At 67.3% G+C, this 22931-nt stretch carries 23 protein-coding genes; 10 read left to right on the top strand and 13 right to left on the bottom strand.

Translation table 11 applies throughout. From position 1 onward, the window contains the following. Positions 1-17 precede the first annotated feature (17 nt). The 5 genes from fabG to L2U69_RS04700 all read left to right on the top strand — a co-directional run bounded on the left by fabG (position 18) and on the right by L2U69_RS04700 (position 3843). Entirely contained in the window at positions 18-758 is a 741-nt protein-coding gene (gene fabG / locus L2U69_RS04720) for a 3-oxoacyl-[acyl-carrier-protein] reductase (protein WP_236105397.1), read from the top strand. Positions 759-969: 211 nt separating this feature from the next. Beyond that, the gene (locus L2U69_RS04715) at positions 970-1206 is read left to right on the top strand and encodes an acyl carrier protein (RefSeq protein ID WP_236105396.1); all 237 of its coding nucleotides are present in this window, start codon (positions 970-972) and stop codon (positions 1204-1206) included. Between the two features lie 40 nt (positions 1207-1246). Next, positions 1247-2512, top strand: coding sequence for a beta-ketoacyl-ACP synthase II (gene fabF / locus L2U69_RS04710; protein WP_236105395.1), 1266 nt, complete (start codon positions 1247-1249; stop codon positions 2510-2512). Positions 2513-2534: 22 nt separating this feature from the next. After that, positions 2535-3500: an endolytic transglycosylase MltG gene (mltG, locus tag L2U69_RS04705; RefSeq protein WP_236105394.1), complete on the top strand. Its 966-nt coding sequence runs from the start codon at positions 2535-2537 to the stop codon at positions 3498-3500. A 10-nt stretch (positions 3501-3510) separates the two neighbouring features. After that, positions 3511-3843, top strand: a complete 333-nt coding sequence (locus L2U69_RS04700) for a TfoX/Sxy family protein (protein ID WP_236105393.1) — start codon at positions 3511-3513, stop codon at positions 3841-3843. 2 nt (positions 3844-3845) lie between these two features. Here L2U69_RS04700 and L2U69_RS04695 read toward each other — a convergent pair whose 3' ends face one another. The 5 genes from L2U69_RS04695 to L2U69_RS04675 form a co-directional block, all read right to left on the bottom strand. Beyond that, positions 3846-4397 (bottom strand): glutathione peroxidase, encoded by a 552-nt coding sequence (locus L2U69_RS04695; RefSeq protein WP_236105392.1) that lies wholly within the window; start codon positions 4395-4397, stop codon positions 3846-3848. Positions 4398-4463: 66 nt separating this feature from the next. Continuing rightward, the gene (trmFO, locus tag L2U69_RS04690; RefSeq protein ID WP_236105391.1) at positions 4464-5831 is read right to left on the bottom strand and encodes a methylenetetrahydrofolate--tRNA-(uracil(54)-C(5))-methyltransferase (FADH(2)-oxidizing) TrmFO; all 1368 of its coding nucleotides are present in this window, start codon (positions 5829-5831) and stop codon (positions 4464-4466) included. 36 nt (positions 5832-5867) lie between these two features. Beyond that, positions 5868-7292, bottom strand: coding sequence for an amidase (locus L2U69_RS04685; protein WP_236105390.1), 1425 nt, complete (start codon positions 7290-7292; stop codon positions 5868-5870). Positions 7293-7388: 96 nt separating this feature from the next. Beyond that, complete coding sequence (locus L2U69_RS04680) at positions 7389-9539, bottom strand: TonB-dependent receptor plug domain-containing protein (protein ID WP_236105389.1); 2151 nt, start codon at positions 9537-9539, stop codon at positions 7389-7391. Positions 9540-9628: 89 nt separating this feature from the next. Then, on the bottom strand, positions 9629-10009 hold the full coding sequence (locus L2U69_RS04675; RefSeq protein ID WP_236105388.1) for a DUF2946 family protein: 381 nt from the start codon (positions 10007-10009) through the stop codon (positions 9629-9631). Between the two features lie 147 nt (positions 10010-10156). Here L2U69_RS04675 and L2U69_RS04670 point away from each other — a divergent pair, with 147 nt between their 5' ends. From L2U69_RS04670 to L2U69_RS04660, 3 genes are all read left to right on the top strand, one after another. Next, a complete protein-coding gene (locus tag L2U69_RS04670) occupies positions 10157-10840 on the top strand; it encodes a TetR/AcrR family transcriptional regulator (RefSeq protein ID WP_236105387.1) in 684 nt (227 codons plus the stop codon). Between the two features lie 68 nt (positions 10841-10908). Beyond that, positions 10909-11550 carry a TetR/AcrR family transcriptional regulator gene (locus tag L2U69_RS04665; RefSeq protein WP_236105386.1) on the top strand — a complete coding sequence of 214 codons (642 nt, stop codon included), beginning with the start codon at positions 10909-10911 and terminating at the stop codon, positions 11548-11550. Continuing rightward, positions 11547-12035, top strand: coding sequence for a hypothetical protein (locus L2U69_RS04660; RefSeq protein WP_236105385.1), 489 nt, complete (start codon positions 11547-11549; stop codon positions 12033-12035). Before L2U69_RS04665 ends, L2U69_RS04660 begins: the two co-directional genes overlap by 4 nt. A gap of 2 nt (positions 12036-12037) precedes the next feature. Here the strand turns inward: L2U69_RS04660 and L2U69_RS04655 are convergent, their stop codons facing one another. Further along, positions 12038-12790, bottom strand: coding sequence for an SDR family oxidoreductase (locus tag L2U69_RS04655; protein ID WP_236105384.1), 753 nt, complete (start codon positions 12788-12790; stop codon positions 12038-12040). A 140-nt stretch (positions 12791-12930) separates the two neighbouring features. Next, positions 12931-13173 carry a DUF1272 domain-containing protein gene (locus tag L2U69_RS04650; RefSeq protein ID WP_236105383.1) on the bottom strand — a complete coding sequence of 81 codons (243 nt, stop codon included), beginning with the start codon at positions 13171-13173 and terminating at the stop codon, positions 12931-12933. Between the two features lie 89 nt (positions 13174-13262). Between L2U69_RS04650 and L2U69_RS04645 the strand changes: the two genes are divergently transcribed. After that, positions 13263-13877: a hypothetical protein gene (locus tag L2U69_RS04645; protein WP_236105382.1), complete on the top strand. Its 615-nt coding sequence runs from the start codon at positions 13263-13265 to the stop codon at positions 13875-13877. 73 nt (positions 13878-13950) lie between these two features. Here the strand turns inward: L2U69_RS04645 and L2U69_RS04640 are convergent, their stop codons facing one another. Then, entirely contained in the window at positions 13951-14838 is an 888-nt protein-coding gene (locus tag L2U69_RS04640) for a LysR family transcriptional regulator (protein WP_236105381.1), read from the bottom strand. 124 nt (positions 14839-14962) lie between these two features. Between L2U69_RS04640 and L2U69_RS04635 the strand changes: the two genes are divergently transcribed. Next, complete coding sequence (locus tag L2U69_RS04635) at positions 14963-15976, top strand: zinc-binding alcohol dehydrogenase family protein (protein ID WP_236105380.1); 1014 nt, start codon at positions 14963-14965, stop codon at positions 15974-15976. A gap of 34 nt (positions 15977-16010) precedes the next feature. Here the strand turns inward: L2U69_RS04635 and uvrA are convergent, their stop codons facing one another. From uvrA to L2U69_RS04610, 5 genes are all read right to left on the bottom strand, one after another. Further along, entirely contained in the window at positions 16011-18911 is a 2901-nt protein-coding gene (gene uvrA, locus L2U69_RS04630; RefSeq protein WP_236105379.1) for an excinuclease ABC subunit UvrA, read from the bottom strand. Between the two features lie 252 nt (positions 18912-19163). After that, entirely contained in the window at positions 19164-19607 is a 444-nt protein-coding gene (gene cynS / locus L2U69_RS04625) for a cyanase (RefSeq protein ID WP_236105378.1), read from the bottom strand. 16 nt (positions 19608-19623) lie between these two features. Beyond that, positions 19624-20547, bottom strand: coding sequence for an ABC transporter ATP-binding protein (locus L2U69_RS04620; protein WP_236105377.1), 924 nt, complete (start codon positions 20545-20547; stop codon positions 19624-19626). 4 nt (positions 20548-20551) lie between these two features. Continuing rightward, positions 20552-21382, bottom strand: coding sequence for a nitrate ABC transporter permease (gene ntrB / locus L2U69_RS04615; protein ID WP_236105376.1), 831 nt, complete (start codon positions 21380-21382; stop codon positions 20552-20554). Positions 21383-21384: 2 nt separating this feature from the next. Then, complete coding sequence (locus tag L2U69_RS04610; protein ID WP_236105375.1) at positions 21385-22767, bottom strand: CmpA/NrtA family ABC transporter substrate-binding protein; 1383 nt, start codon at positions 22765-22767, stop codon at positions 21385-21387. Positions 22768-22931: the final 164 nt, after the last annotated feature.

Here is a 22931-nt window from a genome sequence, read left to right as displayed (position 1 = left end):
TATTGAAGGGGACGAACATGTTCGACCTGACGGGCAAGGGGGCGCTGGTCACCGGCGCATCCGGCGGTATCGGGGCGGCCATCGCCAAGGCGCTGCACGGCAATGGCGCGACGGTCGCGCTCTCGGGCCGCAAGGTCGCGGCGCTCGAGGCGCTGGCGGCCGAACTGGGCGGCGAGCGGGTCCATGTGGTGCCGGGCGAACTGTCCGATTCCGCGCAGGTCGAGGCGCTGGCCGAGACGGCCGAGGCGGCGCTCGGCGCGGTCGACATCCTGGTGAACAACGCCGGCCTGACCCGCGACATGCTGTTCATGCGCCTTTCCGACGAAATGTGGGAAGAGGTGATCTCGGTCAATCTGAACGGCACCTTCCGCCTGACCCGGGCGATCACCAAGGGCATGATGCGCCGGCGCTACGGCCGCGTCGTGACCATCACCTCGGTGGTCGGCACCATGGGCAATGCCGGCCAGGCCAATTACGCCGCTTCGAAGGCGGCGCTCGTCGGCATGAGCAAGTCGCTGGCGCAGGAAATCGCGACGCGCAACGTGACCGTGAACTGCGTGGCGCCCGGATTCATCCAGACCGCCATGACCGACGTGCTCAACGACAAGATCAAGGAAGCGACGCTGGCGAAGATCCCGGCCAATCGATTCGGCAAGGCCGAGGACGTCGCGGCGGCGGTCGCCTTCCTCGCGTCGGGCGAGGCCGGCTACATCACCGGCCAGACCCTCCACGTCAATGGCGGCATGGCCATGATCTGACGGCGAAAGGCGCGGATTTCCGCCACGGCGGCGGCGCTGGCAAAGGTCGTGTGATTATGATACGAAGCCAGCCGTCGGTTGCCGATCGGACGCGTGCCGTTAGCGGTATTATGACCGCATTCACCTACGGTTGGCGGCATCGTGAAGCCAGCTGCTTCGGGGCATCATCAGACTGGCGTCAAGGCGCCGCGTATAGAGCAGGGGAAATGGAATGAGCGACATTGCCGAGCGCGTTAAGAAGATCGTCGTCGAGCACCTCGGTGTCGAAGAGGAGAAGGTGGTCGAGACCGCTTCCTTCATCGACGATCTGGGCGCCGACTCGCTCGATCAGGTCGAGCTGGTCATGGCTTTCGAGGAAGAGTTCGGCGTGGAAATCCCCGACTCGGCCGCTGAAAAGATCCTGACCGTCAAGGACGCGATCGATTTCATCAAGGAGAACGTCGCCTGATCCGGGCGACGTATCCCCTAAGCCAGCGCGCAATATTCCGATGAGGCGCGTCGTCATCACCGGTCTCGGCCTGGTCACCCCGCTTGCCTGCGGGGTCGAGGAGACGTGGTCGCGTCTTCTCGACGGCCAGTCGGGAATCCGGCCCATCACGTCCTTCGACGTGTCCGACCTGTCGACCAAATATGCCGCCAATGTCCCGCGCGGCGACGGTTCCGACGGCACCTTCAATCCCGACCAGTGGATGGAGCCGAAGGAACAGCGCAAGGTCGACGATTTCATCGTCTATGCCATGGCCGCCTCGGTCCAGGCGATCAAGGACGCCGGTTGGGAAAGCCCGTCGGCCGAGGAGGCGCTGCGTACCGGCGTGCTCATCGGGTCCGGTATCGGCGGCCTGAACGGTATCTACGACGCCTCGATCCTTCTCGCCGAGAAGGGGCCGCGGCGCATCAGCCCGTTCTTCATCCCGGGCCGTCTGATCAATCTGGCCTCCGGCCAGGTCTCGATCCGCTACGGCTTCAAGGGCCCGAACCATTCGGTCGTCACCGCCTGTTCGACCGGTGCCCACGCCATCGGCGACGCCGCGCGCCTGATCGCGCTCGACGATGCCGACGTGATGGTCGCGGGCGGCACCGAGGCGGCGCTCGGCCGGCTCGGCATCGCCGGTTTCGCGGCGGCGCGCGCGCTGTCGTCGGGCTTCACGGACGAGCCGCACAAGGCGTCCCGTCCTTGGGACCGCGACCGTGACGGTTTCGTCATGGGCGAGGGGGCCGGCATCGTCGTCCTCGAGGAATACGAGCACGCCAAGGCCCGCGGCGCCACGATCTATGGCGAAGTGAAGGGTTACGGCCTGTCGGGCGACGCCTATCACATCACCTCGCCGTCGGAAGACGGCGACGGCGGGTATCGCGCCATGCAGGCCGCCTTCAAGCGCGCCGGCATGCAGCCGTCCGACATCGATTACGTCAACGCTCACGGCACCTCGACGCCGGCGGGTGACGAGATCGAATTCGGCGCGGTGAAGCGCATGTTCGGCAATGCGGCGGCTTCGGTCTCCATGTCGTCGACGAAATCGTCCATCGGCCATCTGCTCGGCGCCGCCGGCTCGGTCGAGGCGATCTTCTGCGCGCTCGCGATGCGCGACCAGGTCGCCCCCGCGACCCTGAACCTGGACAACCCGTCCGACAACGTCTCCGGCATCGACCTGGTGCCGCATACGCCGAAGCGTCGGGAAATCCGCGCCGTGCTGTCGAATTCCTTCGGGTTCGGCGGTACCAACGCGTCGCTGATCCTGGCCCAGGCCGACTGAGACCCGGAGCGCGGGCAGTAACATGCTGCGCGCGCTCCTCCTCAGTCTGTTTACCTTAATTTTCCTGGCCGGCGCCGGGATCCTCTACGCCTATTTCGAGATTCAGCGGGCCGGGCCGGGCATCGAGCCGGTCACCGTGATCATCGAGCCCGGAACGGGTGTCGAAGGGATCGGCGCCGTCCTCGAAGAGGCGGGCGCCGTCCGCTCGCGCTATTGGATCGTCGCCGCCAGCCTCGCGCCGGGCGATGAACGCCCGCTCCTGGCCGGGGAATACGAGATTCCGCCGGGCGCCAGCGCGCTCGCCACGGTGCGCCTGCTGCGCGACGGCAAGGTGGTCGTCCATCGCCTGACCGTGCCCGAGGGGCTGACCGTCGCCCAGATCATGGACCTGGTGGCGGAAACGCCGGCGCTTTCCGGCAGCCTGCCGCCCATGCCGCCCGAAGGCACGTTGCTGCCTGAAACCTATAATTTCACGCGCGGCGAGAATCGCTCGGCCATGATCGACCGCATGCGCCGCGCCATGGTCGCGGAACTGGCCGCCGCCTGGGAGGCGCGGGTGGACGACCTGCCGTTCTCGACCCCGGAAGAGGCGCTGGTGCTCGCCTCCATCATCGAGAAGGAAACCGCCAAGGACAGCGAGCGCCGGCGCATCGCGGGCGTCTTCGTCAACCGGCTGCGCAAGGGCATGAAGCTGCAGTCCGATCCGACCGTGATCTATGGCATCACCAAGGGCAAGGGCGCGCTGGGTCGCGGCCTGACGCGGACCGAACTCCGCACCCCGACGGACTACAACACCTATACCAACGCGGGTCTGCCGCCGGGGCCGATCTCCAGCCCCGGGCGGAGCTCGCTGCGTGCCGCGGTCAATCCGCTGAAGACCAAGGAATTGTTCTTCGTCGCCGACGGCACGGGCGGGCACGCCTTCGCCGTGACCCTGGACGACCACAATGCCAACGTCCGCAAATGGCGGGCGCTGATCGGCAAATAGGCGCCGGGCGATGGCACGCGACGCCGGCCTCGAAGCCCTGATCGCCGATCACCTGGGCGACCGTCCCGGCCTCGTCGTCAAGCCCATGTTCGGTGGGATGGCGTGGCTGCTGCGCGGCAATCTGCTGTGCGGGGCGCGGGATACGGGGATGATGGTGCGTCTCGGCAAGGGGCGGGACGCGTGGGCGCTCGCCCTGCCGGGCATCGAGGTCATGCGGGCCGGCGGCGACCGGCCCATGGCGGGCTGGATCGTCGCCGGGCCCGATGCCTTCGGCGGCGACGATCTGAGGGCGCGCCTTCTCGACGCCGCGCTTGCCTTCGTCGCCGAACTGCCGAGCAAATAGTCTCAGGCGGCCTTCGCCAGTTCCGCCTCGATCGCCGCGATCAGGCGGGGATCGTCCGCCGCGATGTCGGGGGCGAAACGGGCCGCCACCTTGCCGTCGCGCCCGACCAGGAATTTCTCGAAGTTCCAGAGCACGTCGCTCGGATCGTCGCGGGTGATGCCATAGCCCTTCAGCTTCTCGCGGAACGGGCCGTCGCCTTCCGCGCTCGGCTTTTCACCGGTCAGCAGGTCGTAGAGCGGGTGACGGTCGTCGCCCAGCACCGAGATCTTGGAGAACAGCGGGAAATGGACGTCATAGGTCAGGGTGCAGAAGGACTGAATTTCCGCGTCCGTGCCCGGCTCCTGGCCCATGAAGTTGTTGGCGGGAAAGCCCAGGATTTCGAGGCCCTGCGCCTGTTTCGCCTTGTAGAGCGCCTCCAGCCCCTCGTACTGCGGGGTCAGGCCGCATTTCGACGCGGTATTGACGATCAGCAGGACCTTGCCGGCAAAGGGCGAAAGATCACCCTCGCTGCCGTCGATCCGCTTCACGGGAATGGTGTAGAGACCCTCGCTCATGGTTTCCCCCTGATCTTGTGAGCGGCCCACCTTGGCCCGAAAGCGCCCGGCCGGCAACGGCCCGGATCAGACCGCGAGCGCGTCCCGCCGGCCCAGCCAGAGATCGAGATCGCCAAGGGCGCGGGCCGATTGCGCGGCCCTGCGGTCGCCCTTGCGCTTCCGGGTCTCGAGGGGCGGGAACAGGCCGAAGTTGACGTTCATGGGCTGGAACGTCTTCTCGTCGGCGCCGCCGGTCACATGGTTCAGGAGGGCGCCCAGGGCGGTCGTCGCCGGCGGCGGCGACAGCGCCTCGCCCAGCGCGTCGCTGGCGGCGAAACGCCCGGCGATCAGGCCCATGGCGGCGCTTTCGACATAGCCCTCGACCCCCGTCACCTGACCGGCGAAACGAAGCGACGGGCGCTGCTTGAGACGGAGCGAGCCGTCCAGCAGGCGCGGGCTGTTGATGAAGGTGTTCCTGTGCAGCCCGCCCAGACGGGCGAAGGAGGCATTTTCCAGCCCCGGGATGGTGCGGAAGATCCGCGTCTGCTCGCCGTACTTCAGCTTGGTCTGGAAGCCGACCATGTTGTAGAGCGTGCCCAGCGCATTGTCCTGGCGCAGCTGGACGACGGCGAAGGGACGGCTGTTGGTGTGGGGATCGGTCAGGCCGACGGGCTTCATCGGGCCGAAGGCCAGGGTGTCGGGCCCGCGTTCCGCCATCACCTCGATCGGCAGGCAGCCCTCGAAATAGGGAGTGTCCTTCTCCCAATCCTTGAAGTCGGTCTTGTCGCCCGCCAGCAGGGCGTCGATGAAGGCGTAATATTGCTCACGCGAAAGGGCGCAATTGATGTAGTCGGCGCCGTCGCCCTTGTCGTAGCGCGACTGGAACCAGGCGCGCGACATGTCGATCGAATCCTTGTGGACGATCGGGGCGATCGCATCGAAGAACGACAGCGATTCCTCGCCCGTGAAGGCGCGGATCGCCTCCGCCAGACCGGGCGAGGTGAGGGGGCCGGTGGCGATCACCACGTTTGTCCAATCGGCCGGCGGCAGATCCGGCACTTCCTCCCGCACCAGGGTGACCAGGGGATTGGCCAGCAGGTCGGCCTGGACCGAGGCCGAGAAACCGTCGCGATCGACCGCCAGCGCCCCGCCGGCCGGCACCCGATGGGCATCGGCGGCGCGCATGATCAGGCTGCCGGCGCGGCGCATCTCCTCGTGCAGCAGGCCGACGGCATTGGAGACCGGATCGTCCGAGCGGAAGGAATTGGAGCAGACGAGTTCGGCCAAGCCATCGGTCGCATGGGCGTCGGTCTGGCGCACCGGGCGCATCTCGTGAAGGATCACGGGTACGCCCCGGCGGCTGATCTGCCAGGCGGCTTCCGAACCGGCAAGGCCGCCGCCGACGACATGGACGGGCTGACTCTGGACGAGAGAGGGGATGGGGCTATCGGTCATGATGCCCCACCCTATACAGGACGTCGGCCTGTCTCGTCAGCCCCAGATGGCGGGCTTGCGCGCCGCCCAGGGCATCGCCTTCTCGAGATCGGCGCCAAGCGCGATCAGCGTATCCTCGTCGCCGAAGCGGCCGACGATCTGCACGCCGACCGGCAGGCCGTCGGCCGACTGATGCAGGGGCAGGCTGATCGCCGGCTGGCCGGTGAAGTTGAAGACCGGCGTGTTCACATATTCCGCGGCCTTGTTCAACTCCGCCTGCCAGTCCGACGAGGTGACGTCGAAATAGCCGATCTCGACCGGCGGCCGGGTCAGGGTGGTGGTGACCAGCACATCGACGGTCTCGAAGAATTGGGCGATGAAGCGCGAGATCCGCTGCAGCATGACCTGGGCGATGACGTATTCCGCCGCCGTGGTCTTGCTGGCGTGTTCGACCAGGGCCAGGGTCATGGGTTCCAGCGTGTCGGGCCCGGCGATGCCGCCGCCCTGCATGGGCGCCCCCTGGGCGAGCGCGGCCATGCCGGCGGTCCAGAGCGTCATGAAGGCGTGGGAGACCATGTCGGCCGGCGCCGCCGGCACCCCTTCCTCGACGTGATGGCCGAGGGATTCGAGGGTCTTCGCGGTCTTGTTCACGGCTTCCAGGCATTCGGCATGCAGCGGATTGCCGAGGAAATCGGTGGTCGCGAAGGCGACGCGCAAGGGGCGCTTCACCCCTTCCAGGGCCTCGGCGAAGGGCCGCGCCTGGGCCGGCGCGAAATAGGGATCGCCGACGTCCGGCCCCGCCACGGCATCGAGGGCATGGGCGCAGTCGCGCATGGTGCGGGTGACGACATGGTCGCAGACCAGGCCGCCGAGGGCGTCGCCCAGGTCGGGGCCCAGGGGCACCCGCGCCCGCGTCGGCTTCAGGCCGACCAGACCGCAGGCCGCGGCCGGAATGCGGATCGAACCGCCGCCGTCATTGGCATGACCCAGCGGCACGCAGCCGGCGGCGACCATCGCGGCCGATCCGCCCGACGAGCCGCCGGTCGAATGATTGGTGTTCCAGGGATTGCGCGCCGGCCCGTGATAAAGCGATTCCGTCGTCGGCAGGATGCCGAATTCCGGCGCATTGGTCTTGGCCAGGATGTTGAAGCCGGCCTTCTTGTAACGGATGGTGATTTCGCTGTCGTGGTCGTCCATCACGCCGTCGAACAGGCGCGAGCCCTGGCGCGTGCCGAGCCCGACGCAGAGCGCGTTGATGTCCTTCAAGAGCAGCGGCACGCCCGAGAAGGGCCCGGCCACCGGGCTTTCCGCCGTCTTGCGGGCCATGTCGTAGGCCTTCATGACGACGCCGTTCAGGGCGGGATTGTGCTTTTCGACGAGGGCGATGGCGCATTCCGCCAGTTCGCCCGCGCTGACCTCGCCCTTGGCGACGAGGCCGCCCAGGCCGATCCCGTCCTCGGCCAGATAATCCGCGATCTCCATGCTCTCCCTCCCGCGTTTATTGTGACGGAGTTTCATGTTGTTGCGGCCCAAAGGCAAGGGGCGCGGGACGGTGCCCGCGCCCCTTGTCGGCACGGCTCAGAAGCTGACGGTCATGCCCACGTTGAACGAACGGCCTTCACCCTCCAGCGGGCGCAGTGGGCCGCCGTTGATGTCGAAATCGGCATAGTCGACACCGCCCAGCGGATCGTACCAGCGCTGGTCGAGAACATTGTCGATGCCGGCATCGAGCCGCAGGCCCGGCCATTGATAGGCGGTGCGGAGGTTGAGCAGGGCGTAGCCCGGCGTCTTCGGCTCGTTGCGGGCTGCGTTCACGGCAGTCTTCGAGGCGGAGGCGACCATCTCGATACCGTTCGACCAGTCGCCCAGGCGATGGTCGAGCACGAGCCGAAGGCGCAGCGGCGGCAGGTGATAGAGATCGTCGCCGGTATTGATGCGCTCGCCCTGAACGAGGCCGAGGCTGCCCGAGAGATCGAGATCGCCGATGACGCCGCCCCTTGCCAGGGACGCGCTGCCGGCCACGTCGAAGCCATAGAGCAGGGCGTCGTGATTGGCGAACTTGAGCTGGACGAATTCATTGGCCGGCCCGAAGGTGCCGAAGGGATCGGCGTCGATGAAATCTTCGACATAGGTGACATAGGGGGTCACCTTCACGCGCCAGGCACCATTCGGCGCATGCCAGTCGGCGGTGACGCCGGCGGTATAGGCGACCTCGGGGTCGAGGTCGATGTCGCCCACGTAACCATTGGCATCGCCGAACCAATTGACCATGGCCAGCGCCATGTCGCCCCGGCCCCAGGTGTAGCGTTCGTAGAGCGAGGGGGAGCGGGTCTTGCGGGCGAAGCCGAGACTGTAGGCCGTGACGGGGCCGGGCTCGAAGCGGATCATGGCGGTGGCATCGAAATTCACGTCGGTGCGTTCATGGTCGCGGGCGTTGAAGGCCGCCGCCGCCGCGATATCCGCCGCATGCATCATGCCCATGGTGGAATAGGGCTGAACATTGCCGGTATCCATCAGCACGATGTCGTTGCGAAGACCGAATTGCGCGCTCCAGGCCTCGGACCAGCGGGTGTCCCATTCGACGAAATGGCCGATCCGCGTGCGGGTGCCGTTGTTGATGTTCCAGAAGGTGTTCGGGCCCATCATCATGCTGCCGGCGAGCGGCGGCCACCAGTCGTCGAGGGTCAGGCTGTGCAACTCGCTGCCGAATTTCAGGCTGCCGTCGGTCACGGGAATGTCCACCGCCAGCGAATAGCCGAGATCGGTGGTCCTGGTGTTCATGGGCATGGCGCCGCCCTTGTCCTCCAGCATGTCCATCTCGTGCTCGACATGCTGCCAGTAGAGCCGCAGGTCGACGCCGCCCCAGTCGAAATCGCGCTGCAGGCGGGCGTTGGCGTATTGGCTCTCGTTGTCGGTCAGATCCATGCGCTGGTTCGGGAACGCCTCGTAGGGCGTGTACTGCAGGCCGCCGCGAAGGGTGATCAGCGTGTCGGCGGCGCGGATGCCGAAGGTCAGATTGTGGTCGTAATTCTCCGACTCCGTGGCGCGCACGGTGCGGTTCGGCCCGCCGCCCTCATAGTCGAGGGTGCGGGACCAGGAGCCGGCATAACCGACGCTGAGCCTGTCGGTCGCGACCGTGGTGTCGCCCGAAACCGTGATGCCGTCGCCGTTGGAGCGATAGGACGTCGAGACCCGGCCGGTGACGATCTCCTCGCCCGGGCCGGCGGCGAAGACCGGCGCGGCCGGCTCGACGACGATGGTGCCGCCGATACTGTCGCCGCCGAGGCTGACCGGGGTGACGCCGGCGATCGCCTCGATGCTCTGGATCCGGCCGGGCGCGACATAGGACAGCGGCGGGTTCATGTGGTTGGGGCAGGCGGCGGTGAGCGACATGCCGTCGACCAGGATGCGCACCCGGTCGTCCGCCAGGCCGTTCAGCACGGGCAGGCTGGAAATGGCGCCCCCGGTCTTCAGGCTGACGCCGGGCTGGCCGGCCAGCAGGCGCGCGCTGTCGGGGGAGGCGATGCCGGCCTCGGCGATATCGTCGGCCGAAAGGGTGGCGGCGGCCGGCTCGCTTCGCCCCGTCACCACCACCACGGGCAGTTTCGTCGGCGTGATTTCAGCGGCGGGATCGGCGCAGGCGAGGGGGTCGGCCGCCAGGGCCGGCAGGGGGGCGAGGGTGGTGAGCAGCGCGGCCAGGGAGGCGGCGCGTTCGAAATGGATCTTCATGGCGGTTTCCGTATGACCAGATGCGGGCCCCGGAGCGCGCGACCGTGCGGCCGGCGCTCGAAGCCCCTAGAAGGCGGTTCTCTCGTTGGTCAGACGGAAGGCGGCGGGCCGCGCGGCTGGACACCCACGGCATGGGCGAGGCGCGGCGGCGCCAGCGGCTGATGCCGCCAGTCGACGCGGCCGAAGGCGGCGGGGAAGGTCAGCGGCGGCGCGAGCGGCGCGACGAAATGGCCGGCCAGATTGGTGGTGATGCAGATCTGGCAGCCCTGACCGGACTTGCCGGGGGCCTTGCCGTCATCGTCGGCCGGAAGGGCCGTGGAACAGAGATTGGCGGCAAGCGCCCAGGCCAGGCCTTCCAGGCTGGTCGGCATCTCCCCCGCCTGGATCCGGGGCGCGGGCATGGGGGACAGGGGCGCGACGAGCTGCAGCAACAGCGCCAGACAGGCGAGCCAGGCCGCCTTTCCGCGCATCCTCCCGCGGCGAATTCGGTCGCTGCCGTGCAAAATCGTGGTCCCCCCTTGCTGCGTCTGGCACTAAGACGCGGACAAGTGCCGCGCAATGAGACAGAATCGCGCAGGGGCATCATGGAACTGACAATGACGAGAGCAAGAGACAGGGTGGCGAAGGACGAAAACGAGATCGCCTCGGCGGGCGAGGATCCGTCGGGTGCGCTGGACCTGCCGAAGGCCGGGGCGCCGCGCCGCCGCCCGGTGCAGGCGCGCGGGCGAAAGCGCGTGGAACAGATCCTGGCGGCGGCCGAGACGCTGATCCGACAGAAGGGTGTCGACGCCCTGAAGATGAGCGAGATCGCCACGGCGGCCGACGTGCCCATCGGCTCGATCTATCAGTTCTTCGCCGACCGGGGCGCCATTCTGCGCGCGCTGGCCGAGCGCTACATGGCCGCCAACCGCCGCCTGACCGAGGACAAGCTGCGCGACGTCCGCACCATAGAGGATGCGAAGCGCAAGCTCTGGCAGGTCATCGACCAGTCCTTCGCCACCACCTGGGCCGACACCGCCTTTCGCGACGTCTGGTTCGGCCTGCTGGCCGACCGCGAACTCCAGGCCCTGAACCATGCCGCCGCCCGTCAGGTCGCGGTGATCATCGTCGAGGCGCTGAAACCCCTGTTCCCGCATCTGGGGCACGACCGCCTGATGCTCGCCGCCTCGACCATGGTGCATATGTCGGAAGGCCTGGTGCGCTCCGTCAGCCTCGAGGAAGAGGCGGTCGGCTATGCCATGGTGCGCGAATACAAACATCTCGTGGCGCTCTACCTCCGCGACCTTTCGATCGAGGAGTGATCGCGGTCACAGGGGGCCGGCACCAGGTGAGTTGACAGGTTCGGTGTATTCATGTCATTAAAACTGACATGAATACACCGAGCAAGACATACGACAGTCCGCTCCGCCGCCGCCAGCAGGCGGCGACCCGGGACGCCATCCTCGAAGCGGTCGGCCAGGTGGTGGAGGCGGGCGGGCTGGACGCCCTCTCCTACGGCGCCGTGGCCGCCGCCGCCGGGGTGCAGGAGCGCACCGTCTATCGCCATTTCCCGTCGCGTCCCGAACTGCTCGACGCCTTCTGGGACTGGGTGAACCGCGAGGCCGGCATCGCCGGCTTCCCGGCGAGCGAGGCGGAGCTTCGCCGCCTCCCGCCCGAGGTCTACGAGGGTTTCGACCGCCGCGCCGGCATGATGTCGGCCCTGGTCTATTCCGAGGCCGGGCGCGCCTTCCGCCTCCGGGTGAACGCGGAACGCCAGGCCGCCTATCGCACCATCCTCGAAGAGCGCCTGCGCGACCTGCCGCCCGGGGCGGCGGACCGCGTCTGCGCCCTGATGCAGCTTCTCTATTCCGCCACCGCCTGGGCGACCATGCGCGACTTCTGGCAGATCGACGGCCGGGCCGCCGGCGAAACCGTGACCTGGGCCATCGACCGCCTGCTCGCCGCGATCGAGCGGGGCGACGTGCCGATGCCCGATTCCCTGCCCGCTCAACCGCAGAAGCGAGACGAATGATGCTGTTCCATGCCTCCATCCCGGCCCGCGAGGTCGGCAAAGTGGCATCCGCCCTGGCGGAAATCTGGCAGGGCGAGGCCATGCCCTTTCCCCCGGTGCCGGGTGCCCAGGTGGTCTTCGCCGGCGACGAGCGGGCGACGACGATCGAAGTCTATCCGGACGACCGCACCCTGGAACCGTCGCCCGCCGGTGTCGCCGTGGGCACCGGCCGGCCCAGCCGCGGCTTCGTCGGCGATCATCTGGCGATCGCCAGCGCGCTTTCGGCGGAAGAGATCGCCGATATCGGCGCCCGCCACGGCTGGCGCGTGCAGGTCGCCGACCGGGGCGGCGTCTTCGGCGTGGTCGAACTCTGGCTCGAGAACCGCTACATGATCGAAGTGCTGACGCCCGAGATGCAGCGCGACTACATGACCCGCGTCACCCCGGCCAATTGGCGCGCCATGCTGGGCGGCGGGCTGGCCGCGCCGGGCGGCCTGCGCGCCTGAGGTCAGAGCTTGACGGCGGCATTGCCGCCGTCGGCCCAGAGCGCGGAACCGGCGACGAAACTCGCCATGTCGCTCGCGAGGAAGAGGGCGGCGCGGGCGATCTCCTCCGGCTGCGCGATACGCTTCAGGGCATGGAGCCCGGCGGCCCATTCGCGCTGGGCCGCATCGCCCGCCATGGCGGTCTCGGTGCCGCCGGGCAGAAGGGCGTTGGCCCGGATGCCGAGGGCGCCGTAGTCCGCCGTGATGCCCCGCACCAGGCCCATCAGCCCCGCCTTGGCCGCGCCATAGGCGCCCATGCCCGGCAGGCCCACGCTGTTGCCGACGAAACTGCCGGTGAAGATCAGCGCGCCGCCGCCGCGTTCCAGCAGGGCCGGGATCTGCGCCCGGGCGCCGAGGAAGGCCGCCGACAGATTGACCGCCAGCACATCCGCCCATTCGCCGGGGTCGAGATCGGCGACGGGCCGGGCCGCGCCGACGGTGCCCGCGTTGTTGAAGGCGATGTCGAGGCCGCCGAAGGCCCGCCGCGCGGTCGTCACGATCGCGGCGTGAGTGTCCGGATCGGTTACATCGCCGGCCACCGCGACGGCGCGGCCGCCCGCGCCCTCGATTTCGGCGACCAGGGCCGCCAGCGGCGCCGCCCGGCGCGCATTGACGACGACGGGCGCGCCCGCCGCCGCGAACAGGCGCGCCGCCGCCCTGCCGATTCCGGAACCCGCTCCCGTGATTGCCGCGATCTTGCCGTCCAGACGTGTCATCGTGCCTCTCCCTCTGTCGAGGCGGCACCTTAGGCGGGCCGGGGCGAGGCGGCTTTCGGGCGATTGCGGTGCAATCCGACGGCCGTGCTGCCGGTCGGGTGCATGTGATCGGGCGCGTGTGGTCGGGTGCGCGTCACCGGTCAGGCGCGCGTCACCGGCGGCTTGTGAACGCGCGTGGCCGTGGCGGGGAAACGGGCCAGCGCCGCCGTCGGACGGATCGGCCGGCGCACGAGTTCGCCGCCGCAATTGGGGCACGCGCCCCCCAGCACGTCTTCGGCGCAATCGCGGCAGAAGGTGCATTCGAAGGAGCAGATGCGCGCATCCATGCTGTCGGGCGGCAGATCCCGATCGCAATACTCACAGCCCGGTCTCAATTCGAGCATGGTCGATTCCCATCATGCGTTGGTTAAGGGCATCTTCACCTTATGATGGCACTCAGGACACATAAGGGCACAAGGATGAGCGGCGAAACATGACATACAGGCCCGATCTTTCCGATCGCCTGTTGCAGGCTGCCGAGGAATTGGCACGGACCCGGTCCTTCGCCGATGTCACGGTGGCGGCGGCGGCCGACCTGTGCAAGGCCGACGTCGGTGCCGCGCGCGCGGTCTTTCCTGACGACCAGGCGCTGCGCGATGCGCTGGCCGCCTTCTATCACGGCGCCAATCGTGACGTTCTCGCCTTCGCCATGCGCGATGTCGAGACGGTCGAGGATTTCATCCGCCAGGCCCAGCAGGCGGTCGGCCATTACTACGACGTCTTCCACCAGGACCCGGCCATGCGCGACGTCTGGACCGAGATCCTGACCCACCGCCACATGCGCGAGACCAACGTCGGTCATGTCTCGAAGAATGCGGGGGCACTGCTCGGCGTGGTCCGCGGCCTGCTGCCCAACATCGATCCCATGACCCTCGAGGCGACGATCGAATTGATGATCCACATGACCGACGTGGCCGCGCGCTGGGCCGCCGCCCGCGATCCCGTCAAGGGCCGCGCCATGCTCGACGCCTTCTGCCGGATGATCGCCCTGACGGCCGAGGACCTGGATCGAGAGAACAAGGCCCGGGCACCGGCGCCCGGCGACTGAAGCCGCAGGGCACTCAGGGCCGGCGCGCTCAGGGCCAGAGCGGTCAGGGCCAGAGCGGTCAGGGTCGGCGTTGTCAGGGCCTGCGCAGGGCGTCGGCGATGTGGTCGATCAGCAGGCGGACCCGCCGTGGCTGTACGGCGAGGGGCGGATAGACGATCTGCAGCGCCGTCTCGCCGGTCGAAAAGGCCGCCAGGACCTCCACCAGACGGCCCTCCGCGAGGTCGTCGTCGACATCGCGCACGGACTTCAGGGCGATGCCCCGCCCTTCCAGCGCCCATTGGCGCACGAGGCCACCATCATTGGCGACCCGCTGTCCGCGCACCATCACCCGATGCGGCTTGCCGCCGATCAGGAAAGGCCAGGCACGGTCGATGTTCTGGCCGAAACGCATGACGATGCAGTCGTGATCGGCGAGGTCGTCTGGATGGCGCGGCGTGCCCCGCGCGGCGAGATAGGCCGGGGAGGCGCAGGCGACCCTTCGGTTGCCGCCCAGGGCGCGGACCTTCAGGCTGCTGTCCGCCAGAAGGCCGTGACGGACGGCGAAATCGAGTCCCTGACCGACGATGTCGACATAGCCATCCGTCAGATTGAGGTCGACGGCGACCGCCGGGTGCCGTTCGAGGAAGGAATCGACGAGCGGCACGATGCGCCGCCGCCCCAGATCCTCCGGCGCGCTCAGCCGGATCTGGCCCGACAGGGTCTCGGTGCCGGCCCTGACCCGGGCATCGAGTTCGGCCGCTTCGGCCAGAAGGCGGCGCGCCCCGTCCGCCAGCACGCGCCCCTCGTCGGTCAGATGGAGGGCCCGTGTCGTCCGCCGCAGCAGGGTCGCGCCATAGTGCCGTTCGAGCGCGGCCAGCCGTTCCGACACCGACGCGGGCGCAAGGCCCATTTCCCGCCCGGCCGCCGCCATGCCGCCCTTTTCGAGAATGAGCAGGAAGAGAGCCAGGGCGTCGAGATTCATTGTTCGCCAATGCCGAAATACGATTTCGAATCCTTCATCATTATACGGGGCTCAGGCAATAATTATTTTCGCTCCCGACGCACCCGGCGATACCGGTCGGATGCCCGAATATGAGGAGCGAACCATGAAAGCCGTCGGCCTGATCCGCTATCTGCCGGTTTCCGATCCGGAAGCCCTGCTCGACGTCGAACTGCCCCGGCCCGTGCCCACAGGCCGCGACATCCTGGTGGCGGTGAAGGCCGTCTCGGTCAATCCCGTGGACGTGAAGGTCCGCGCGCCGAAGGCGACGGTGGAGGATACGCCCCGGGTCATCGGCTATGACGCCGCCGGCGTGGTCGCGGCCGTGGGGCCCGAGGCCACGCTCTTCGCCGTCGGCGATCCGGTCTATTACGCCGGCGACATCACGCGGCCCGGCACCAATCAGGAATTCCATCTGGTCGACGAACGGATCGTCGGCCGCAAGCCCGCCAGCCTGTCCTTCGCCGAGGCGGCCGCCCTGCCGCTGACCACGATCACCGCCTATGAAGCCTTCTTCGACCGTCTCGGCATCGATCGCGACGGCGCCGACGCCGGCCAGTCGATCCTGATCGTCGGTGCCGCCGGCGGCGTCGGCTCGATCGGCATCCAGCTCGCAAGGCGCGCCGGCCTCACCGTCATCGCCACGGCATCGCGCCCCGAAACGATCGCCTGGGCGCGCGAATTGGGCGCCGATCACGTCGTCGACCACCGCGCGCCGCTGGTGCCGCAGGTGCGGGGCGCGGGCTTCGCCACGGTCGATCACGTCGCGATCTTCAACGACATGCGGCATTGGAACGAAGCGGTCGAACTGATCCGCCCCCAAGGCGGGATCGTCTCCATCGACGACACGGATCTGCCGATGCCCATGGCCGGCATGAAGACCAAGGCGGCCAGCCTGCATTGGGAATTCATGTTTGCCCGCGCCATGCATCGCACCCCCGACATGATCGAGCAGCACCGTCTGCTGTCCTTCGTCGCCGACGAGATCGACGCGGGACGCATCCGCACCACGCTGGCCGAGGTGCTGTCGCCGATCGACGCCGCGACCCTGCGCGAAGCCCATCGGCGGGTCGAAACCGGCGCCACGCGCGGCAAGATCGTGGTCGAGGGCTGGGCCTGACGGCGGCGCCAGTCCCCTCGGGCGGGGTATCCGTTCAGGCGCGGGACGCGGTTCTGGCGCGCTTCCTGCGGCCGCCCGTGGGCTCACCCTTGGGTGTCCGTCCGGCCGCGCCCAGGATCTTGGCGAGGTAGAGCCCGGTATAGCTGCGTTCCTCGGCGGCGACGTCCTCGGGCGTGCCCTCGGCCACCACCTCGCCGCCGCCGTTGCCGCCTTCGGGGCCCATGTCGATGATCCAGTCGGCGGTCTTGATGACTTCCAGATTATGCTCGATGACGAGGACCGTATTGCCGGTCTCGACCAGGGCCTGGAGCACCTCCATGAGCTTGCGCACATCCTCGAAATGCAGGCCCGTGGTGGGCTCGTCGAGGATGTAGAGGGTGCGGCCGGTCGCCCGGCGCGACAGTTCCTTGGCCAGCTTCACGCGCTGGGCCTCGCCGCCGGACAGGGTGGTCGCCTGCTGGCCGACCTTGATGTAACCGAGGCCGACGCGCTTCAGGGTCTCCATCTTGTCGCGGATCGAGGGCACGGCCTTGAAGAATTCCGCCGCCTCCTCGATCGTCATGTCGAGGACGTCGGCGATGGAACGGTCCTTGAAGGTGATCTCCAGGGTCTCGCGGTTGTAGCGCTTGCCCTTGCAGACGTCGCATTGCACGTAGACGTCGGGCAGGAAGTGCATCTCGATCTTGATGACGCCGTCGCCCTGGCACGCCTCGCAGCGTCCGCCCTTCACGTTGAAGGAGAAGCGGCCCGGCTTGTAGCCCCGGGCCTGGGCTTCCGGCAGGCCGGCGAACCAGTCGCGGATGGGGGTGAAGGCGCCGGTATAGGTGGCCGGGTTCGAACGCGGCGTGCGCCCGATCGGCGACTGGTCGATGTCGATCACCTTGTCGATCAGTTCGACGCCCTCGATCGCGTCATGGGCGCCGGCCAGTTCCCGGCTGCCGTTCAGGCGCCGCGACAGGCCCTTGAACAGGGTTTCGACGACGAGGCTGGACTTGCCGCCGCCCGAGACGCCGGTGACGCAGGTGAAGGTGCCGAGCGGGATATGCGCCGTCACGTTCCGCAGGTTGTTGGCCCGGGCGCCGATCACGGACAGCACCCGCTTCTTGTTGAAGGGGCGGCGCGTGGCGGGCACGGGCACGGTGCGCGCGCCCGAGAGATATTGCCCGGTCAGGCTCTTCGGATTGGCCATGATCTCGGCCGGCGTGCCCTCCGCGACCACGGTGCCGCCGTGGACGCCGGCGGCGGGGCCCATGTCGATGACATGATCGGCGGTGCGGATCGCATCCTCGTCATGCTCGACCACGATCACCGTGTTGCCCAGATTGCGCAGGCGTTTCAGGGTCTCGATCAGGCGGTCGTTGTCGCGCTGGTGAAGGCCGATGGAGGGTTCGTCCAGGACGTAGAGCACGCCGGTCAGGCCCGAGCCGATCTGGGAGGCGAGGCGGATGCGCTGGCTCTCCCCGCCCGACAGCGTGCCGGAGGCGCGTGCCATGGTCAGATAGTCGAGACCGACGTTGACCAGGAAGCCCAGGCGCTCGTTGATCTCCTTCAGGATGCGGGCGGCGATCTCGCCCTGCTTGGCCGTCAGCTTGTGGTCGAGGGCGAGAAACCAGGCCGCCGCCTCGGCGATCGACTTCTCCGTCACCTCGCCGATATGGAGGCCGGCGATCTTCACCGCCAGGGCTTCCGGTTTCAGGCGGTGGCCGCCGCAGGCTTCGCATTGCGCGGCGGACTGATAGGCCGAGAGTTCCTCGCGCATCCAGTCGCTCTCGGTCTCGCGCCAGCGCCGCTCCAGATTGGGGATCACGCCCTCGAACGGCTTCGTCGTCTCGAAACGGCGCGAACCGTCCTGATAGGTCATGGTGATGGCTTCGCGCCCCGAGCCGTGGAGCAGGAGGTCGCGCACCTTCTCCGGCAGTTCGCGCCACGGCCGGTTCAGGCTGAACTTATAAGCCCGCGCCAGGCTCTCCAGGGTCTGGGTGAAGAAGGCGGAGATGGTCTTGGCCCAGGGCGCGATGGCACCCTGGGACAGGCTCAGCCCGTCGTCGGGCACGATCAGGGCCTGATCGAAATAGAGCTTCACGCCGAGGCCGTCGCAGGTCGGGCAGGCGCCAAAGGGATTGTTGAAGGAGAACAGGCGCGGCTCGATCTCCTCGATGGTGAAGCCGGAGACGGGGCAGGCGAATTTCTGGCTGAAGGTCGTGCGCTCGCCGCTCGTCGCATCCTCGGCGATGGCGATGCCGTCGGCGAGTTCGAGCGCGGTTTCGAGACTGTCGGCCAGGCGCCCGGCGATGTCGCCGCGCACCACGACGCGGTCCACCACCACGTCGATGTCGTGTTTCAGCTTCTTATTGAGGGCCGGCACCTCGGCGATCTCGTAGAGCGTGCCGTCCACCTTCACGCGCTGGAAGCCGCGTTTCTGCAGGTCCGCCAGTTCCTTGCGGTACTCGCCCTTCCGGCCGCGCACGAAAGGCGCGACCAGATAGAGGCGGGTGCCCTCCGCCATGGCGAGGATGCGGTCGACCATCTGGGAGACGGTCTGGCTCTCGATCGGCAGGCCGGTGGCGGGCGAATAGGGCACGCCGATCCGGGCATAGAGCAGGCGCAGATAGTCGTAGATCTCGGTCACAGTGCCGACGGTGGAGCGCGGGTTGCGCGACGTCGTCTTCTGCTCGATCGAGATCGCGGGCGACAGACCCTCGATATGATCGACGTCCGGCTTCTGCATCAGTTCCAGGAACTGTCGGGCATAGGCCGACAGGCTCTCGACATAGCGGCGCTGACCCTCGGCATAGATCGTGTCGAAGGCGAGGGACGATTTGCCGGATCCCGACAGGCCGGTGATCACCACCAGGCTGTCCCGGGGGATGTCGACGTCGACGTTCTTCAGATTGTGTTCGCGGGCGCCGCGCACACTGATGCACTTGGACGACATGGGGCCTCTGCTACGCGGAACGGCGCCGATGGGGAAACGCCATCATATAGGGCAGATACGCAGGCGCCGCCATGGCGGACCTTCGACTCATGCCAAATGTTCCCTATATGTTCTGTTCGTGCGAGGCTTCATGTCAAGGGAGAGAGGAGGCCGGACCGAAATCGTCATCCCGGCGCAAGCCGGGATCTTCCATCGAGAAGGGCGATCTTCCGTCGAAAGGCCCCGGCCTGCGCCGGGGCGACGAGTTTTTCGTTACCAGCGATTGTAGGGCAGGAACTTGCCGCTCATCTTCACTTCGATGCGGTCGCCCTTGGGGTTGGGGATCTTCTCGACCGACATGTCGAAGTCGATGGCGCTCATGATGCCGTCGCCGCCCTTCTCCTGGATCAGTTCCTTCAGGGTCTGGCCGTAGACGCCGACGATTTCGTAGAAACGATAGACGCAGGGGTCGGTCGGGATCGACTGGTCGAACATCTTGGTCGGAAATTCGGCCAGGACCACGGCGGCTTCCTGGGGCAGGCCCAGGGTGGTGACGAGCTTGTCGGCCTTGTCGCGCGGCAGGGAATTCATGCCGAGGCAGGCGGAGGTGGTGAAGACCTCGGAGAGGCCGACCGCCTCGGCGATGGCGGCCCAGGTCATGCCGGTCGCCCTTTTTCGCTCCATGATCATTTCGGTGACGTCCAGCTTGGTCATCATGCTCGCTACCCTTTCTTCAGCGCGCGATCGAAAAGACGTTGTCGGTGCCCGGGCCTTCCACCGGGTCTTCCTCCCCGCCGTCGAGGGCGGGGCGGACCGTGACCGGGCGGTTCATGCCCGAGGGATTGCCCTTGTCGCTTCCTGCCATCTCGCGGGAGCGGACGGCGAGGAAATCGACCAGATGGTTGCGGATCTCGTAGTAGCCGGGCTGATGGACGATCTCCGCCCGGTTGCGCGGACGGGGAATGTCGACGACCACGCTTTCGGCGACGCGGGCATAGGGCCCGTTGGTCATCAAGAGGATGCGGTCGGCGAGCAGGATCGCCTCGTCGACGTCGTGGGTGATCATGAATACGGTCTGGTCGGAACCGGACCAGACGCGGATCAATTCGTCCTGGATCGTGCCCCGGGTCAGGGCGTCGAGGGCGCCGAAGGGCTCGTCGAGGAGGAGAAGCTTCGGCTGGATCGCGAAAGCCCGGGCGATCGAGACGCGCTGGCGCATGCCGCCAGAGAGCTGGGAGGGCTTTCGCATCTCCGCCCCCTGGGTCAGGCCGACCATCTCCAGATATTTGTAGGAATGTTCGAGAACCTGTTCCTTCGACCAGTCGGGGTGCCGGGCGCGGACGCCGAAGGTCACATTCTTCAGGGCCGAGAGCCAGGGCAGCAGCGAATAATTCTGGAACACCACGCCGCGGTCGAGGCTGGGGCCCGAAACCTCGGTGCCGTCCATGATCACGGCGCCCTCGCTCGCCTCGTCGAGGCCGGCGAGAATGTTCAGGATCGTCGACTTGCCGCAGCCGGAATGGCCGATGATGCAGACGAATTCGCCCTTGGCGATGTCGAAGGAGACTTTCTCGAAAACGGTCAGGGGGGCGCCGCCGGCGGGTGCCGGAAACCGCTTGGCGAGACCGTCGATCTCCAGGAAGGGGCGTGGCTCCATGGGCTTACTCCTGATACTGCACGGCTCGCTGGATCCGGCCGAAGGCGGCGTCCAGCAGCATGCCGACGACGCCGATGGTCAGGATCGAGAAGATCACGCTGGTGAGATCCAGGTTGTTCCACTCGTTCCAGACGTAGTAGCCGATGCCCGTGCCGCCGACGAGCATCTCCGCCGCGACGATGACGAGCCAGGCGATGCCGATCGAAATGCGCATGCCGGTGACGATGGTGGGGGCCGCCGCCGGCAGGATCACCGTGAAGGCGGTGCGCAGCGGGCCCAATTCGTGGGTGCGGGCGACATTCACCCAGTCGCGGCGCACGCCGGCGACGCCGAAGGCGGTGTTGATCAGCATCGGCCAGATCGAGCAGATGAAGATCACGAAGATGGCGGAGGCCTGGCTGTCCTTGATGATGAAGAGCGCCAGCGGCATCCAGGCCAGCGGCGAGATCGGCCTGAGAATCTGGATGAAGGGATCGAGGGCGCGATACATCAGGGGCGACATGCCGATCAGGAAGCCGATCGGAATGGCGATCAGCGCGGCCAGGAAATAACCCGCCAGCACCCGGTAGAGCGAATAGGCGAGCTGGATGCCGATGCCCTTGTCGTTCGGGCCGTTGTCGTAGAAGGGATCGGACAATTCCTCCCACGCCCTGCCGATCACGTCGGAGGGCGGGGGAACGCGGGCCTCCTGGTCCGCGCCCCCCATGAGGAGTTCGTATTCGGTCATCTCCTCGGCCGATTTCACCGTCGGCGTCAGCCCCTCCCAGAGGCCGAGGCCGAAGACGAGCAGCAGGATCGAGACGACCGCCGCCTTCAGGCGGAGCGACGCCGCCATGGTCAGCTCCGCTTGATCGCGAAGCTCTGGACGTATTCCTCCGGCTTCTCGGGATCGAAGGGCTTGCCCATGATCGTATAGCCCTCATAGGTCTTGCTCGGCGCCTCGATGCCGAGGTCCTTCATGACCTTGGCGCAGTCGGCGGCCAGATAGACTTTCTCGGCGACCCCCTTGTAGTCGACGTCGCCCTCGATATAGCCCCAGCGCTTCATCTGGGTCAGGATCCAGACCCCCATGGAGTGCCAGGGGAAGGGATCGAAGTCGATCCGGTCCGGCACGTCCTTGATCTCGCCGAGACCGTCGGCATAGCGCCCGGTCAGCACCTGCTCGATCACCGGAACGGGCTGGTTCAGATAGTTGGCGGGCGCGATGGCGGCAGAGATTTCCTTACGGTTGGCCGGGTCGTGGGCGTATTGCGTCGCGTCCACGATCGACTTCAGCAGGGCGCCATAGGTGTTCGGCAGGGTCTCGGCGAATTCGAGGCTGCAGGCGAAGGCGCAGCACGGATGCCCCTCCCAGATGTCCTTGGTGAGAAGATGGATATAGCCGACCTTCTCCCAGACGGCGCGCTGGTTGAACGGGTCGGGCGAGAGGTAGCCGTCCAGATTGCCGGCGCGCAGATTGGCGACCATCTCCGGCGGCGGCACGACGCGGATCTGGATGTCCTTGTCCGGGTCGAGGCCGTGTTCGGCGACGTAGTAGCGCAGCAGGAAATTATGCATCGAATATTCGAAGGGCACGCCGAAGCGGAAACCCTTCCACATCTTCGGGTCGTTCTTGTCCTTGTGGTCGACGTGCAGGACGATGGCCTGGCCGTTGATGTTCTCGACCGCCGGCATCAGGAACGGCGTCGCGGTGGAGCCGGCGCCCATGGTGATCGCCAGCGGCATGGGCGTCAGCATGTGGGACGCGTCGTATTCCTTGTTCAGGGACTTGTCGCGCGCGACCGCCCAGCCGGCGGTCTTGATCACGTCGACGTCCAGCCCGTGCTTTTCATAGAAGCCCATGGGCTTCGCCATGATGATCGGCGTGGCGCAGGTGATGGGCACGAAGCCGACGTTCAGCTTGGCCTTCTCGGGCGTGCCCAGATTGTCCAGGATCGCGGCCTTGGCCTTCTCGATCGGCAGCACGGAGGCGAGCGCGGCGGCGAGGGTGGAGCCGCCCAGCATCTTGGCGAAGGAGCGGCGCGACAGTTCGTTATGGCCGAAGACCGAGCGCACGATGGCGCTTTCGACCGCCCGTTCCAGGATCTCTTCACTGGTCTCGGGCGCCGCCGTCACCTGTTCGGCCTTGAAGCCGGTCTCGCAGGTGGTGCAGGTGCAGCCCTTGCCGTGCCGCAGGTCGGTGTCGCCGTCATACGGGTTGCCCAGAGATTTCGAAGCCATGTCTGTCCCCTTCGTTGGAGCCCTGCCGCCCACCCTCGTCGGCGGGCGGCGTTTGTCCTTCCATGGGCAAGGGGCGTGCCAATTGCCGGCGGTGTAAAAACGAAAGCAATTTCAACAGGTTGTAAAAAATCGGAGGAGATGGCGAAATTACGGCTTTTCGTAAA

This window comes from Zavarzinia marina, from assembly GCF_021568905.1.
GTDB classification, from domain to species: domain Bacteria; phylum Pseudomonadota; class Alphaproteobacteria; order Zavarziniales; family Zavarziniaceae; genus Zavarzinia; species Zavarzinia marina.
This window is presented reverse-complemented; position numbering and strand designations above follow the sequence as displayed.